Below are 14,115 nucleotides of genomic sequence, written 5' to 3'. Positions count from 1 at the left end.
CCCGTGAGGCGGATGATCAGGGCGGGTGCGGCGCTGATCGAAGTGCAGCAGCCCCGGGTAGACGACGCTGGCTTCTCTGAAACTGCCCTGCGCGCCCGCTGTCAGAAAGAAGCATTGATGGCGCATCTCGATCGCCTCGTGGCGTTTGGCGGCCCTACTTTTCTTGAGCAAGCCGATCCTCAAAGCTTGCTCGACGAGCGGGCTGAATGATAGCTTTCCCGTCACGGCGGAGCGGGTGGCTGGGCGGTGTCGATAGCGGAGCACAGTTAAAGACGTAGGTTGGCGCTTAACCCTCTCCTGGGCGGTTGTTTTAAGGACAGGCTCCCACCGAGCCGCTTTGACGCGAGGTCGGCAATCGCGAGTCCCAGACTGCTTCCCATGGCGGTCTTGTTCCGACCGCGGTAAAACCTTTCGCAAACCTTGGTTAGTTCGTCTTCCGGTATTCCAGGCCCGCTGTCGTCGATTTTCACCGCGACACCATCGCTTTCAAATCTCATTCCTGCGCTTTTGCGCTTTGGCATGGGCTCACCCACGACAGGCACCTGCAGCACTTCCTTGCTGCGCTCTCGGTCTCTTCCTGCTGAGCTTCCTAGGCCTCGGGATCAGCTTCTATCTCTACATGTCCCCGGCGTCCTTACGGTCAATAAGGCCGCGGCACCGGAAAGCTCGCTGACGTTCCTGCTCGTCGGCGCAGTTGTGCTCGTGCCGATGATCCTCGCCAACACCGCGTACGCCTAACTGGGTCTTCCGCAGGAAGATCGATCCCGAAGAAGGGTACCACTAATGACCACTATCCGCAAAATAGCGTGGTTCATTGGATTGTGGTCCGCAGGCGTCGGCACCGTGACCATCATAGGTCTCGCCGTTCGTGCGTCTTAAGACAGAATCTGCCCCTCAGCGGGTCCATTCGTTCGTTGTTCGAAAGCCGCCTTGGTCACACGCCCCCGCGTCGCGCGCCTGGATCTAGTTGGGCGAAAGATCAGCGCACACTCTCCAACCGAGCAACAAGGTTATCCACGTCGAAGGCACCGAGCGAGCGTGTCCCCTGCACTTCCGCGCCGCTCTCGGTATTAGCTATGAACACCGTCGGTGGGCCGCCTACGTTCAGGTGCCTGAGCAGTTCAATGTTCTCGGCCGTCCAGCCGGTGACGTCAATCCTGAGCAGGGCGAAACCTGCCATCCGGGATTGGACACGTGGATGAACGAGGATCTTCCCGTCGATGGTCTTGCAGAACGCGCACCAGTCAGCGGCGACATCAACAAGGGCATGACGGTTGCGCATCCGTGCAAAGGTCAGAGCGTTGATGTAGTCGCGCAGCGATCGGATCGGGCCGACCACGGTCGAGGCGGCGTCCGCCTCACCTGCTGGAACGAGCATAACGGCCAGGCTCCCGACGAGAAACGCTCGCCGGGATTTCATGGAAACGTCGCGCATCAGCTTAGCTCTGTCGCGCCTTCGCGATGGCGTCAATCAGCCGCTTCTCGTCAAGCACGCCGGGATAGAGGCTCGAACCGATCACGAAGGCCGGGGTGCCCGCGAAATTGAAGGCCGTCGCCTGGGCGTAGTTACGGTCGAGCAGGCCCGATATCTTGGCGGTGTGCTTGTTAACGGCGCTTGCGAGTTCGGTCATCGAAAGACCCGCACCGATCAGCGTGCTTTCGACGTCCTCGTGCGTCAGTTTGCCCTTCGTCTTCATGAGTGCCTCGAACGTCACCTCGTATTTCCCGATCTGCGCCGCACCCAGAACGGCCTGCGCCGCAAAGATGGACGCGTCCCCGAAGATCGGCCAGTCCTTCATCAGCAGTTTGACGTTTCCGTCCTTCTCAATCACTTTCTTGACGGTCGGATGCGACGACTTGCAATAGGGGCACTGGTAGTCGAAGAATTCGACGACCGTCACGTCACCCTTCGGGTTCCCTAGGACCGGCGCATCCTTGTCGTTGAATACTTCTTCTTGCGTCAGTTGCTGCCCGAGCGCGACACGGTTTCCCAGTAGGGCGAATGTGCCAAGGGCGAGGCTTGAGGTCAGTACGGTACGGCGTGTCAGCATCAGAATTCTCCTTTTCCGGATTCTTCGGCAGTGAGGACAACCATCTTCGATCCCTCCGGAACGCGGCTGTGAAGGTCGATGATGTCCTGATTGAGCAGGCGAATGCAGCCAGACGACACCGACTTGCCGATCGACCACGCCTCATTGGTTCCGTGAACGCGATAGAGAGTATCCTTGCCGTCCTTGTAGAGATAGAGCGCGCGGGCGCCGAGCGGGTTGTCGATGCCGCCTTCCATGCCTTGCGCCAGAGGCCCATAGCGATCAGGTTCCCGTTCGATCATACTGGGCGTCGGCACCCAGCCTGGCCAACGCGCCTTGCGCTTGATGTCACCTTCGCCCTGGAATTCGAGACCCGCCTTGGCGACGCCGACGCCATAGCGCATCGCCTTGTCACCCTCCATGACCAGGTAGAGAAAGCGGGCATAAGGATCGACGACGATCGTTCCGGGCGGATAGGACGTACGATAGTTGACGAGCTGGCGGACATTGCGCGGATCCATCTTGGAAACATCGACCGCCGGGATGGTCTCGTCTCCATCCTGCACCGTGCCGTACATGGCCTGAAGCGTGGGATCGACCGCCGGCGCAGATGGCCGCGTGGCGACATCCGTAGTCTGCGCGCATGCGGCCAGCGTGATTGTGAGGCCACCGACCAGGCATATCTTCCGCAAGATGCCGATCTCCATGTTGCGAGTGGGGTATTTCATCAATCATCGTCCTTCTCTGTCGGAAGCGTCCGGGCGATGGCGGCGTTCAATGCGTCGCGCGAGATCTCTCCGAAGTGTGTTGTCGCGACGGTTCCGTCGGGTCTGAGGAAAAGAGTGGCCGGCAGTCCGGGCGCACCATAGTGCCTGGCGAGGGAGCGCATCGGATCGAGGAGGACATTTTCGATCTCTAGGCTCTCGCCCTCCAGATAGGTCCGGATCTTCACCGGCCCTTCACCCTGGTTGGCGAAGATGAAGTCCACGTCCTGGCGAGCCAGTGCGGTTTCCGCAAGAAGCGGCATCTCCCGGCGGCACGGAGGACACCAGGTCGCCCAGAGATTGACGACGGCCGGACGCCCGTTTCGCTCATCGAGCGCGACCAATTGCGTGCCGTCAAGATTGGCAAGGGCGAAGCGCGGCGGGGGCGGCCCTTCGGCCGCCTGCCAGAGGGTCGTCAGCATGAACCAGACAAAAGCGCCGGATGCCAGGCTGACCGCAGCCAGTGGCAGAGCTCGCAATGCCTCTCGCGCCAAAAACACCAGAGTGAGGGCAACGCCGATCGCCCCGCCGATCCAGGAAAAGCCGCCTTGCCACACGTAGAAGACCCGCCATGGTTCATCCATGAAGCTGTCGATGTGGACCAGGACGTGGAACGCCCGCGCAGCGATCAATCCCACCACCACCGCGGCCGTTGTCCATAGCCCCAGCCGCCCGTCATGGCGGCGCGCGAGCCAGGAGCCGACGCTGACGAACACCATGATTCCCAGTATCGCTGCCAGCCTGTCGGTCGCAAAGGCGAGCGGTCCCAAGGTCACCGCATTCATGGTTGCGAGCTTTTCGCTATCAGAGCGGAGGCCGCAAGATTGTCAACGGTCACCTCGCCCACCAACCGCGTCCCCGCCACTTCCTGCGCGTTCCGGTCGAAGAAGATCATCGTCGGTGGTCCGACCGCATTAAGCGAGGACAAGAGCTGCTGCATCGCAAGGGTTGTCGACGTCATGTCGATCGTCAACAGGCGAACGCCTGCCAACGCTGCGGAGACGCTATTTTCCGGCAATACCGATCGCTCGATCCCGCGGCAGGTGACGCACCAGTCGGCGGTGACATAGACGAGGCTCGGTTTGTCTTGGGCCTCGGCAAATGCCGACCTCAGCTCGTCGGTAGAGGCAACATGCCGGAAATCGGATTTGCTTATTTCCGTCATGTTGCCGCTACCGATACCGGAGGCGGCACGCAGCGGTTCGAGTGGCGCCAACGGATCGTTCGCGCCAAGCCCGACACCGACCAGAAGCAGCGCCCCCCAGGCGATCGAGAGGACTGCCGCCGATCGCGAAACGATCATGGCTCCAGCCGCCGTCCTCTCATTGCGGAGTTGCGCCAGGAAAATGCCAAATGTGACCGCCAGGCACGCCCATGCCAGAAGGACGATGCCCTCCGGCAGCAGCGGACTGACCATCCAGACCGCAGTCGCGATGAAGCCGAAGCCGAATCCCGATCGAATGCTCGCCATCCAGACGCCGGCGCGCGGAAGCGCCTTGCCGCCAATCGTCGCCATGGCGATCAGGGGAATGCCCTTGCCGATGCCGAGCGCGAAGAGGGCGGCGGCACCGACGACCATGTCGCCGGTGCGCGCTATGTAGAGAAGCGCCCCGGCCAGTGGCGCCGTCACGCACGGACCGATAAGGAATGCCGATGTGAACCCTAATGTCGCGGCACCGCCCAGCGAGCCGCCCCGGCGGCCGCCCGCCGACAAGCGGTTGCTGAGGGCGGCAGGCAACTGGATCTCGAAGAGACCGAAGTTGGAGAGGGCGAGCCCGAGAAAGAGGACGGCGATCACGATCGTCGCGGCGGAGGATTGCAGGGCGAACTGCAAATTCTGGCCGGACCATGCCGCCACCACGCCGAACAGGCCGAAGGCGAGTGCCAGCGCGCCGACATAGATGCTGGAAAGGACCAGTCCGCGTTTAGGAGACAGAGCCTCGCCTTCCCGCGACAGCATGGCAGCCACGATTGGATACATCGGAAAGACGCACGGGGTGAAGGCGAGCAGCATGCCAAATCCGACGAAGCCGAGCAGTAGCAATGACAGGCCACCGCGCGACAGCAGGGTGTCCACGCCCGTTGTCGTGGCTTCCTGCGCCAGCGAAAATCCGGCTGATCCGCCCGAAGGTGTGGTCCACGGGCTCGGCGAAATGGCGTCTCCCGACGAAGACCCTGAAAGCGAAGTGAGGGGGTCGGAGCCGCTGATCTGCAGCAGGGACGTGTCAATGGTTTTCGTGACCGGCGGATAGCAGAGCCCACCATCCTGACAACCCTGATAGGTAAGCTCGATTGTCTTTGCCTCGCCGGACAGTGTTGCCACGGCAGTGTCGTAATAGACCTCCGTCGAGCCGAAACCCGGGTCTTCCTTGAGCGTGCCAGGAGGCGTCTCCAGGGTAATTGGACTGCCGTCACCGCTTTTTGCAGCCAGATATTTCCTGTAGAGGTAATAGCCGGGCTCGATCTGCCAATTTATCGCAATCTCGTTTGGAGAGAGCCTTGATAAAGAGGGTCGGAAGGCTTCATCCATCTGGAGCGGTACATCCTGAGCCATAGCGAGGCCGGCAAAAAACAGACAGGATAGAAAGATCGCCAGGCGCCTCAAAAACCGCATTCGTTGTTTCCTTCATTATTTCGGACGGCTGTTCAATTCCGCACCCACCTTAAGGCAGCCTTAAGCTTGCTGGTCGAAGGCAACGAAGAACAATCTCTCACGGAGCTGTGATGCGAATTCTAGTGATAGAGGATGATGCGGTCTTGCTGGACGGGCTGAAGGTCGGCCTCGGACTGGCGGGATTTGCCATCGATACCGTGGCTACCCTTTCGGATGCCTCAGCGGCGCTTGCCAGCGATTGCTTCGACGCGATCGTGCTCGACCGGATGCTGCCCGACGGATCTGGGCTCGATCTATTGCGATCGATCCGGCGCTCCGGTGATCGAAGCCCTGTTCTTCTTCTGACGTCCAAGGATCAGGTGACGGATCGGATCGACGGACTGGACGCCGGCGCCGACGATTATCTTGGCAAGCCCTTCGATCTCGACGAACTAGCCGCCCGGCTGCGCGCCATCGGCCGAAGGGCGGAGGGTCGGGCAAAGTCTGAATTGACATGGGGTGGCATATCGCTCGATCCCGCCAGCATGACTGTCACTCGGAGTGGCACCACCATCAGCCTGTCCAGACGCGAATTCGCCATCCTCCTCACGCTGTTGGAAAATCCGACGGCCCTTCACTCGAAGCAGGCGCTCGAAGAGCGCCTCTATGGCTGGCAAGAGGAAATTGAAAGCAACACGATTGAGGTGCATATCCACAAGCTGCGCGCAAAGCTCGGCGCCTCCCTCATTGTAACGGTGCGCGGCGTCGGCTACCGCATGGGGCAGCCATGATGCGCTCGATCCGGCTCAGACTTTTTGCCATTTTGCTTGCCGCGACCGGCGCCGTCTGGTTGCTTGCCGTGCTGTGGACCTATCTCAGCACGCAGCACGAGGTCGAACGCGTCCTGGATGCGCGGCTCACGGAAGCGGCGCGAATGGTGAGTTCGCTGATTACCGACCACCATATCGATGTGGCGGCTGCGGTCGATGCCGCCAGAGCCAGCGATCTTGCGGCTAACTTCGACACGACCGCCGGGGACTACAATCGCCAGCTCTCCTGCCAGATCTGGTCGCTTCAGGGCGATCTCGTCAGCCGCTCCGAGAGTGCCCCGACCGCCTCCCTGTCGCAACACGACGTGGGCTTTGCCGAACAGATCGTAAATGGAGAGCGCTGGCGCGTCTACGCCGTAATCAATCCGGAACTCGGTGTCCGGGTACTGGTCGGTGACAGCATCGAGATCCGGGATGGACTGGTCGGCGACGTAATCAAGGGACAGTTGGTACCCGCCCTGGCAATCCTGCCCATCCTGGCGGGCCTGATCTGGCTCAGCGTCGGGCGTGGCCTCTCCCCCCTCAGTGCGATCGCCGAAGCCCTCTCCAGTCGGTCAGCAGAGGAGTTGCACGCGCTTAACGACAGCGGCGCACCGCGCGAGGTGCGTCCCCTGCTTCAATCGCTCAATGCGCTGTTTCAACGGGTGCGGGAGGCCCGCGATCGGGAAAAGACATTCATCGCCTACGCCGCGCATGAATTGAAGACGCCGCTTGCCGGCCTGAAGACGCAGGCGCAGGTCGCGCTGCGCAGCGACAGCGACGATGTGCGCGATCGTGCCCTGTTACAGATCTCGACCAGCGTCGATCGGACCAGTCGCCTGGTCCGGCAGTTGATCGATCTGGCGGTGGTCGATTCCGCCGAAGGCCGTTTGGTGCTAGAGATGCTCGACATGAGCGCCATGGTGGAGGATCTGGTTGGCGAGATGGCGGCGCTGCGAACGGCAAGAGAGATCACGGTCAACGCGGAGATCGCCCCAGATACAGCGATCCAGGTTGCCAGCAAGGCCCTCCTGCGGCTGGCTCTGCGCAACATCCTGGAGAACGCCTTCCAATACGCCCCGCCCGGCTCCCTTGTCAGGATCGCCGCTTCGTTCGGCGACGGGATCGCAAGAATTGACATCGCCGACCAGGGGTCGGGCATCGACGAGAAGGACCAGCTCCGGGTCATGGCACGCTTCCAGCGTGGCACCAGCGCAAACACGCTTGGAAGCGGTCTGGGCTTGTCAATCGTCGAAATGGCTATTTCCAAACTTGGCGGCCGTCTGTCGTTCCTGCGAAAAGACGGTTTTTGTGTTCGGGTAGAAATTCCGCCGTCGTGACATCGGCAGGCGGCGAGTCAACGCAGCCGCAAAGCGTTGGCGCAGACGGACGCGGAGCTCGCGGCCATTGCGAAGGCCGCGGTACCTGGTCCGATCGAGCCGGAAATCGCGGCGGGTATCAGGAAAGCATTATAGCCCACAGACAACAACAGGTTCTGCGTGGTGATCCTTGAGGCGACCCGAGATAGATGGATCAACGCAGGAAGACGTTCGATACCGCCTTGTTCTATGGCGACATCCGCTGTCTGTCGCGCGGCGGCATGGGCGCCTGCCACGGATATTCCGCAAGCACTGACGGCAAAGGCCAGCGCGTCATTGACACCGTCGCCGACCACCACAGTCGGGACACCCAAGTGCTGCACGAGCCTCGCTTTGTCACGTGGAGACAACTGCGCTTTGACGCGCTGGGCGGGCAACGCCAACGCCGCGCCAATTCTCGCGGTCGGCCCGTGCGCATCGCCAGAGGCGAGATGAACCTCCAGATGCATGTCTTGAAGCTGACGAACGATCCGTGGCGCCTGCGGAAGAAGATCATCTTCCATTACGATCGTGCCGATCACAGAACCGTCGCGATACACACTAACCGCTGTCCGCCCATCACTGCGCTCGCTTGCGGTCGTCACTTGGATAATCTCTCCGTCCAGGGCCCTATATTCAGCGGAACGCGTGCCACGGCGTCCACCTGAGCCGACTTCTCCGGTCAAGCCGACAATTGCCATTGCAATCGGATGGCGGATTCCGGTTTCGGCCTTCGCGGCGGCCATCAGAACCTCTTGTGCTTCGATCCCTTCGGCAGGCTCTACCGCAACGACACGAAGTTCGGGGCTCGTCACGGTGCCGGTCTTGTCCAGTACGATGATGGGTGCAGACGGTAAGGCCTCGAAAGCCCTCGGTTCGCGGATCCGAAAACCCTGGGCTGCGCCGATGACAGATAGCCTCAGGCGGACGAGTGGGACAGCGATCGCTAGGGCACATGGACAAAGACCGGCCAACAGCGTGAGCGCTGTCAACAGCGCAAGTCCCAGATCTTGCTGCCTCAGGAAAACAACCAGACCCGACGCCATAGCCACGATTGGGATCACATAAAGCAGGACCGCAGCCCAGCGTTCCGCAGGTTCTTGCTCGGCGCCTCCGGCTGCGATCTCGGAAGCAATCGCCCCTCCCAAGCGATCGACCTCCCGGTCCCCATAGGGGCAGTCGACCGTTACGAGGATCCGCTCCATCAGATTGATGCATCCGGCTTCGATCCGATTGCCCGGCCCTACGGCAATTGGCCTTGTCTCTCCCGTCAGGATGCTGCGGTCGGCGAGGCTGGTCCCGGAGATGACGGTTCCGTCGACAGACACAGCCTCACCTGCATCGATTTGGACAAGCATGCCTTTAGTGACATCCTTCGCAAGTACACGCCGTGTCACTCCGCTTTCGAATAAGGTCACCGTCTCCGGGGTCGCCTCTTCCATAGCGATCAGCGCTCTCATAGCGGCGCGACGTGTCACCGCATCTAGGAGGCGCGCCAAAAGCAGCGCGGTGACCAACATGGTTGCGGCATCGAACCACACGGCGCTTTCGTGCCGCCACAACGCGACTGCAGAGAGGGCGACCGCACCAAGTGTCGCCGTTGCAAAGAGGAGATCGGTAGACGGGTCCCTCAGCCGAAGTGATTTGGCCGCCATGCCAAACATCGGGAGGGCCGAGAACAGCAAGACCGGAAAAGAAAAGAGGGCAGAAACAACTGCGAACAGCCAAGCAGTCCGAGCCGGGAGCGCGACCGAATACTGGACAAGCGCTAATCCCATCACCCACATGCCGAAGAAAATTGCTATCGCCAGCCTTACCGACAAGGATTGCACCTGCCGGCCCAATTCCTCCTCAAGTTGGACCGGGCTATGCCGCTCGATGAGTCGGTAGCCAGAATCTCGGACAGTCCTGCCGATCGCCTGTAGATCGAGCTGGGCTTCATTCCAATCGAGCAGAACGGATGAGGTCAGGTAGTGCACCTTTGCCAAACTGATCCCCGGCATGCGGGCAAGTCGTCTCTCCATCCCTCGCGCGCACGAAGGGCAAGCCAGCCCTTCGATCGCAAACAGGCGACGCATGCTTATTGTCCTGCCGCCGGCGGTGTAAGATCCGGCACCTGCGCAACCCCGACGCCAACGCCGATCAGCTTTCCGTCGATGATCTGCCCGTAAAGCGTTTCATCTCCATCATGATTTGCCTTGCGGTTGTCCTCAACGCTGCCTTTTTGCCGCGGATCCTTCGGTCGCTCATGTGAATCGAGAAACGCCGCAACATCCCAGGCATCCTGATCAGAAAGCTTGCCCGGCTGCGACAATGGCATGTTATGTTTTATGAAGGCCGCGGCGGTATCGATCCGTGCCATCCCCGCTCCCCAGTTATAGCTGTCGCCACCCCAGAGCGGCGGGAACGTGTAGCGGCCGTTTATGTCCTTTTGACCCTGCCCATCCGGCCCATGGCAGACGGCACAGTTTTCAGCAAAAACCTGCCCTCCTCTCACCAGATCGTAACCACCAGCAGGCTTCTTGACGGATCCGAACCCCACGCCCTCGACCTTTGTGTTTGTCGGGGCGCCCGTTGCCAACCAGTAGAAATAGCTCTCGAGATCGCGGTAGATGTCGTCGCCATGGGGAGGTGCCTTGCCACTGGTCGAGGCTGGCGCGTTCATCGAGTAGTTGAAGCAACCCATCACACGGTCTTCCATCGTGTTGATCTGCTTGTTTTTCGAGCGGTACTTCGGATAAGTCACCCAGGCAGCCCACATCGGAGCGGAAAGCGGCTGACGCCCGGCATTGAGGTGGCAGTTGGAGCAGGAAAGCCCGTTGCCGACATGGGCGGCGGCCGCGGTCCCGGTATTGGTGAAGATCTCGCGCCCTCGCCTGACTGCCGCCCCGAATTCGTCATTCGGTATGTCATCGTCGCTGGGCGGCCGAAAGTTTTCGTTCTTCCCGTCCTCTGCCGCCGTTTCGATCACCCGCTCGCCCACCAGCCAGGCCGGAAGCAGGCCCAACTCGTAAGTGACCGTGCCCAAGGCAGCAAGCGCGATTCCTCCGCCGGCGGCTATAATGATCTTGCGGGCCATGCCGCCGCGCGCTGCATGTGTCGGCCCAGATCGATCATCGCTCTGCATTCGAAGTCTCCTGCCTTGATACATTGAATTCGATAGCTGGTACCGGTGCCAGCGTTGCCAGATAGTCAGAGACCGCGCGGCGATCCGCCGCGCTCAGCGCCTTCGAAATCTGCTCCATCAGCCCGAGCGGCGAGTTCTCGCGGCGCCCGCCAGCCCATGCTGCAAGCTGCGTTGCGGTGTAGGGCGCCTGCTGTGCGGCAAGGCTTGGAAATCCGGGCGCCACGCCAAAACCAGCAGCGCCATGACAGGTAAAACACGCGGGCACCCCCAGCGACCAGTCGCCTTTAAGCGCAAGCGTCTCGCCTCGCTTGAGTTCGCCTCCAAGGCTCGGTCGGGCGGTCGACGCCACACGCAATCCCGACATATATTCCGAGATCCGCTCGATATCCGCGTCCGTTAAACTTTCGGCAACGAGCTTCATCGTCTCATCTGCACGATTCCCGGTTTGAAAATCGTGCAGTTGCTTTTCGATGTACTGTGCCGGCAATCCGGCAAGCCGCGGAGTGCTTTCCTTGCCTTGCGCTAGGTACCCATGACAGGTCGCGCATGCCCACACATTCCCTCCTTCCTCAAACATCAACTGAGCAACAGTCGGGTCAATGGAAGGTACGGATCGTGTTGCGGAATATGGCGGTTGTGCCGGTAGCCCCGGCACAACCCGCGAAATATCCTGGCCACCGGCAAAACTTCGTTCGTCCATCGCTTGCGAACGAAAGCTCGCGACTGCGGTTTTCTCGACGCCCTGCTTGTCTGGACCCCAGCGATTTGCCACGAACGAGGCGACGGCTGCGACTTCAGCGTCACTGAGCGCACTTGCGAAGCTCGGCATATGAGCGTCGTACTCGGCGTTTCTCACGCGAAGCGGACCGTCTATCCCTCGCAGCATGATTGCAGCCACGGTTCTGGCACCGGTCGCTACAAATTCAGATCCGGCCAAAGGCGGCACTGCGCCCTTCACCCCCTGGCCATCGGATTGGTGACAGGTGGCGCAGTTAGCTTCGAAAAGACGGGCTCCCGGTTCAACCAACCCCTTTCCTTCCTCTGCCAGCGTCTCCTCGCGTTCCTCCTGAGCGAGGATATTGGAACGACTGCTTTGGTACAGAGCGAGCGCCCCCCATATCGCCAAAGCGATGGCAATCCAAAGGACTGGCATCGGAATCCCGCGATGTTCTTCGTAGGGTTCGAAGTCCTCCGAAGGCGGTGATGGTTTGAGCGGGTGACGCGATCTCATTTTGTTTCGGCCTCTACTGTGCTGTAGCCGTCATCTCGGAGAGAGTCTGTGGGTGCCGGATAGGTCCGGTCTAGAGATTTCAGATAGGCGACGAGGCTAATCGCATCCGCCTTTGCGACAACGACTCCAGAACCCGGGGCATATTCAACGGGTAGATCGACAATCTTGTCACCCTTTGAAGGGCTATCCTTGACCTCGAACAGGAACGGATAGGACGGCATGATTGACCAAGCGAAGATTGATCTCGGCTGATACAGATGCCTGAGATGCCAAGCCTCGGATGGCAACCTCGCTCCGACATTCTGTAGATCCGGTCCAGTGCGCATCGTTCCGAGCTGGTGCGGCGCGTCATAGGCGTAGTCGCCCGCAACCGCGGCTCTGCCCCAGCCCCGTTCGCCGTCTGGTGCCTGGTCAGGCGAACGGGGTTGCTGGCTATGACAGTAAACACATCCGAGTGACACGTAGATTTCGCGGCCCCGCAGCTCCTGTTCCGAGTACGGATGCAGGTCAGCCGGAACCGGTTGAGCAGCAATCTCCATTCCGGGAGCGATCACGAGGAGGAGCGTCGCGAATGCGAGGATGGCCAGCGATAGGATGGCAAGTGGCAGATATCTGTTCATTCGGCAGGTACCCTTGAGGGGGCGAGACTCTCGCTGGTGAACATTCGCAACAAATTGTATGCGAATACGAAGTGTCCGAGCGTCATTAGCGCACCACCAATGCTGCGTGCCTGGAGATAGGGCAGGACCACAGTGACGCTGTCAGCAAAGGGTCTCGTAGCATCCAGCATCGCCAAGCCCTGAAGGACACCACCGATGGAAAGGGCGAAAAAGTATATCGCAAACCCGACGACGACGAGCCAGAAGTGCAAGCTAATCATCACCGGCGAGCCAAAACCTCTTCCTGTCGCACGAGGAAGCAAGTGGTAGGCGGCCCCGAAGAATATCAGGGAGACGAAAGCATAGGCCCCCAGATGAGCATGACCGACGGTATATTGCGTGAAATGGGTTACCGTATTTACCGACCGTAATGCCTCAATGGAGCCTTGGAACGACGCGAAGGTGTACATCAATGCACCGAAAGAGATGAAGCGGAGCGGCAAAGAAGCCTTCAATGCCCATAGATTTTGGGCAACGGTGACATGTTGATTGATCGCGACTGCAATCACGGGAATGAACATCATGACGGAGTGAACGACTGAGAGGGTGACCACCCACGTCGGAACCGGCCCACCGATCAGGTGATGGATACCAACCTGACTGTAGAAGAGTGCAAGTCCCCAGAAACCGAGCAAAGAAACTGCGTAGCTATAGATCGGTTTACCAATGATCTTTGGAATGAAGTAGTACGCTGACCCGACGCCAAGCGGCGTGAGCCAGAGCCCAAGGACATTGTGGGCAAACCACCAGTTGACTGTCGCCTCTTCCGCACCGGAATGGAGACCAGGAATATTGGCGATCACGAAGAGGACCGGAAACCACAGCACCGCTGCCAGGAAATACCAGCCGGATACGTAGATGTGGTGAACTTGGCGTGCTCTTGCGGTAGCGATGACGGGCACGATGAAAAGAGCGCCCGCGACGGCCAGGACCATATCGATCTGCCAAGGAATCTCGAGCCACTCCTCGCCATCCGTCTGGCCATAGGCCAATGCCGTTGCGCCCAGGACAATGGCGATATTCCAGAGAATGCCGCCATAGAGGGCGAGCGATGAGTAGCGAAGCTTGGTACGAAAGATGCGGGGTATGATCCAGAGCACGCAGGCGATGCCCGCTTGCGAGAGCCAACCGTAAATCACGAGGTTGAGATGGACTGTACGGACACGGCCGAACGTAAGCGCTGCGGCGTGATCAAGCCAATCCGGCCAGTGCAGCTTTAGGGATGCAATGAGCCCGAAGCTCGACCCGATCAGTAGCCAGAGTGTCGCGGCGCTAAACAGGAGGACTACCGGTCGCGCGGAGGATTGGTCGATCCCGAGACGCGCAACGTCGAAATGATGAGCCTTCCAACCATCGTCCTGACCTGCACCGTTGTTGTCCAGATGGCCAACTTCGCCAGGGGCGAAAATCGTTGCTGCTGTTGTTTTGCACTGAGAACTGACCCGGGATTGCGGGAAATTATCACTGAGATTTGACCCATGTTTCAATCATCCCTCGCGAGGTTTCAGCGGGGGCTCTGGAGTGATCGACATGGCGTTACTGAG

14 protein-coding genes and 1 pseudogene are annotated in these 14,115 nt (G+C 60.2%); 4 read left to right on the top strand and 11 right to left on the bottom strand.

Annotation, left to right across the window (positions count from 1 at the left end):
* The first annotated feature begins 3 nt into the window (after positions 1 to 3).
* Positions 4 to 210 (top strand): hypothetical protein, encoded by a 207-nt coding sequence (locus tag RHIZ70P_RS20135; protein ID WP_147294031.1) that lies wholly within the window; start codon positions 4 to 6, stop codon positions 208 to 210.
* A gap of 56 nt (positions 211 to 266) precedes the next feature.
* On the opposite strand, the gene RHIZ70P_RS20130 is transcribed toward RHIZ70P_RS20135, so the two are convergent.
* A complete protein-coding gene (locus RHIZ70P_RS20130) occupies positions 267 to 497 on the bottom strand; it encodes a sensor histidine kinase (protein WP_235842296.1) in 231 nt (76 codons plus the stop codon).
* 3 nt (positions 498 to 500) lie between these two features.
* On the opposite strand from RHIZ70P_RS20130, the pseudogene RHIZ70P_RS23320 reads away from it, so the two are divergent.
* Positions 501 to 784, top strand: a pseudogene (locus RHIZ70P_RS23320) (cytochrome d ubiquinol oxidase subunit II); the annotation flags it as partial.
* Between the two features lie 195 nt (positions 785 to 979).
* Here the strand turns inward: RHIZ70P_RS23320 and RHIZ70P_RS20120 are convergent.
* From RHIZ70P_RS20120 to dsbD, 5 genes are read right to left on the bottom strand one after another with little or no spacing between them, the layout of a single operon-like run.
* Positions 980 to 1,435: a thioredoxin family protein gene (locus RHIZ70P_RS20120; RefSeq protein ID WP_115672254.1), complete on the bottom strand. Its 456-nt coding sequence runs from the start codon at positions 1,433 to 1,435 to the stop codon at positions 980 to 982.
* A gap of 4 nt (positions 1,436 to 1,439) precedes the next feature.
* The gene (locus RHIZ70P_RS20115) at positions 1,440 to 2,051 is read right to left on the bottom strand and encodes a DsbA family protein (protein ID WP_115672253.1); all 612 of its coding nucleotides are present in this window, start codon (positions 2,049 to 2,051) and stop codon (positions 1,440 to 1,442) included.
* On the bottom strand, positions 2,051 to 2,758 hold the full coding sequence (locus RHIZ70P_RS20110; protein WP_235842290.1) for a L,D-transpeptidase: 708 nt from the start codon (positions 2,756 to 2,758) through the stop codon (positions 2,051 to 2,053). Before RHIZ70P_RS20110 ends, RHIZ70P_RS20115 begins: the two co-directional genes overlap by 1 nt.
* Entirely contained in the window at positions 2,758 to 3,579 is an 822-nt protein-coding gene (locus RHIZ70P_RS20105) for a TlpA disulfide reductase family protein (protein ID WP_115672251.1), read from the bottom strand. The genes RHIZ70P_RS20110 and RHIZ70P_RS20105 overlap by 1 nt, the downstream gene beginning before the upstream one ends.
* Positions 3,576 to 5,408: a protein-disulfide reductase DsbD gene (gene dsbD / locus RHIZ70P_RS20100; RefSeq protein WP_115672250.1), complete on the bottom strand. Its 1,833-nt coding sequence runs from the start codon at positions 5,406 to 5,408 to the stop codon at positions 3,576 to 3,578. The genes RHIZ70P_RS20105 and dsbD overlap by 4 nt, the downstream gene beginning before the upstream one ends.
* 110 nt (positions 5,409 to 5,518) lie before the next feature.
* On the opposite strand from dsbD, the gene RHIZ70P_RS20095 reads away from it, so the two are divergent.
* Complete coding sequence (locus RHIZ70P_RS20095; protein ID WP_115672249.1) at positions 5,519 to 6,178, top strand: response regulator transcription factor; 660 nt, start codon at positions 5,519 to 5,521, stop codon at positions 6,176 to 6,178.
* Complete coding sequence (locus tag RHIZ70P_RS20090; RefSeq protein ID WP_235842289.1) at positions 6,175 to 7,536, top strand: ATP-binding protein; 1,362 nt, start codon at positions 6,175 to 6,177, stop codon at positions 7,534 to 7,536. Before RHIZ70P_RS20095 ends, RHIZ70P_RS20090 begins: the two co-directional genes overlap by 4 nt.
* A 17-nt stretch (positions 7,537 to 7,553) precedes the next feature.
* Here the strand turns inward: RHIZ70P_RS20090 and RHIZ70P_RS20085 are convergent, their stop codons facing one another.
* The 5 genes from RHIZ70P_RS20085 to RHIZ70P_RS20065 are packed head-to-tail and all read right to left on the bottom strand — an operon-like array spanning position 7,554 to position 14,058.
* Positions 7,554 to 9,632 (bottom strand): heavy metal translocating P-type ATPase, encoded by a 2,079-nt coding sequence (locus RHIZ70P_RS20085; RefSeq protein ID WP_115672247.1) that lies wholly within the window; start codon positions 9,630 to 9,632, stop codon positions 7,554 to 7,556.
* Between the two features lie 2 nt (positions 9,633 to 9,634).
* Positions 9,635 to 10,681, bottom strand: coding sequence for a c-type cytochrome (locus RHIZ70P_RS23315; protein ID WP_181904080.1), 1,047 nt, complete (start codon positions 10,679 to 10,681; stop codon positions 9,635 to 9,637).
* On the bottom strand, positions 10,668 to 11,912 hold the full coding sequence (locus RHIZ70P_RS20075) for a c-type cytochrome (RefSeq protein ID WP_115672245.1): 1,245 nt from the start codon (positions 11,910 to 11,912) through the stop codon (positions 10,668 to 10,670). Before RHIZ70P_RS20075 ends, RHIZ70P_RS23315 begins: the two co-directional genes overlap by 14 nt.
* The gene (locus RHIZ70P_RS20070) at positions 11,909 to 12,532 is read right to left on the bottom strand and encodes a cbb3-type cytochrome c oxidase subunit II (RefSeq protein ID WP_115672244.1); all 624 of its coding nucleotides are present in this window, start codon (positions 12,530 to 12,532) and stop codon (positions 11,909 to 11,911) included. The genes RHIZ70P_RS20075 and RHIZ70P_RS20070 overlap by 4 nt, the downstream gene beginning before the upstream one ends.
* On the bottom strand, positions 12,529 to 14,058 hold the full coding sequence (locus tag RHIZ70P_RS20065; protein ID WP_115672243.1) for a cbb3-type cytochrome c oxidase subunit I: 1,530 nt from the start codon (positions 14,056 to 14,058) through the stop codon (positions 12,529 to 12,531). The genes RHIZ70P_RS20070 and RHIZ70P_RS20065 overlap by 4 nt, the downstream gene beginning before the upstream one ends.
* Between the last annotated feature and the right edge of the window lie 57 nt (positions 14,059 to 14,115).

Source organism: Paenirhizobium selenitireducens ATCC BAA-1503, assembly GCF_900492185.1.
In the GTDB taxonomy this organism is placed as follows: Bacteria; Pseudomonadota; Alphaproteobacteria; order Rhizobiales; family Rhizobiaceae; genus Allorhizobium; species Allorhizobium selenitireducens_A.
The sequence above is the reverse complement of the archived record's forward strand: the minus strand, read 5'-3'. Positions and strand labels throughout refer to the sequence as shown.

Coding starts and splice junctions, on each gene's coding strand:
- RHIZ70P_RS20130 (WP_235842296.1), bottom strand. CDS start 497: ATGAGATTTGAAAGCGATGGTGTCGCGGTGAAAATCGACGACAGCGGG.
- RHIZ70P_RS20120 (WP_115672254.1), bottom strand. CDS start 1,435: ATGCGCGACGTTTCCATGAAATCCCGGCGAGCGTTTCTCGTCGGGAGC.
- RHIZ70P_RS20115 (WP_115672253.1), bottom strand. CDS start 2,051: ATGCTGACACGCCGTACCGTACTGACCTCAAGCCTCGCCCTTGGCACA.
- RHIZ70P_RS20110 (WP_235842290.1), bottom strand. CDS start 2,758: ATGAAATACCCCACTCGCAACATGGAGATCGGCATCTTGCGGAAGATA.
- RHIZ70P_RS20105 (WP_115672251.1), bottom strand. CDS start 3,579: ATGAATGCGGTGACCTTGGGACCGCTCGCCTTTGCGACCGACAGGCTG.
- dsbD (WP_115672250.1), bottom strand. CDS start 5,408: ATGCGGTTTTTGAGGCGCCTGGCGATCTTTCTATCCTGTCTGTTTTTT.
- RHIZ70P_RS20095 (WP_115672249.1), top strand. CDS start 5,519: ATGCGAATTCTAGTGATAGAGGATGATGCGGTCTTGCTGGACGGGCTG.
- RHIZ70P_RS20090 (WP_235842289.1), top strand. CDS start 6,175: ATGATGCGCTCGATCCGGCTCAGACTTTTTGCCATTTTGCTTGCCGCG.
- RHIZ70P_RS20085 (WP_115672247.1), bottom strand. CDS start 9,632: ATGCGTCGCCTGTTTGCGATCGAAGGGCTGGCTTGCCCTTCGTGCGCG.
- RHIZ70P_RS23315 (WP_181904080.1), bottom strand. CDS start 10,681: ATGCAGAGCGATGATCGATCTGGGCCGACACATGCAGCGCGCGGCGGC.
- RHIZ70P_RS20075 (WP_115672245.1), bottom strand. CDS start 11,912: ATGAGATCGCGTCACCCGCTCAAACCATCACCGCCTTCGGAGGACTTC.
- RHIZ70P_RS20070 (WP_115672244.1), bottom strand. CDS start 12,532: ATGAACAGATATCTGCCACTTGCCATCCTATCGCTGGCCATCCTCGCA.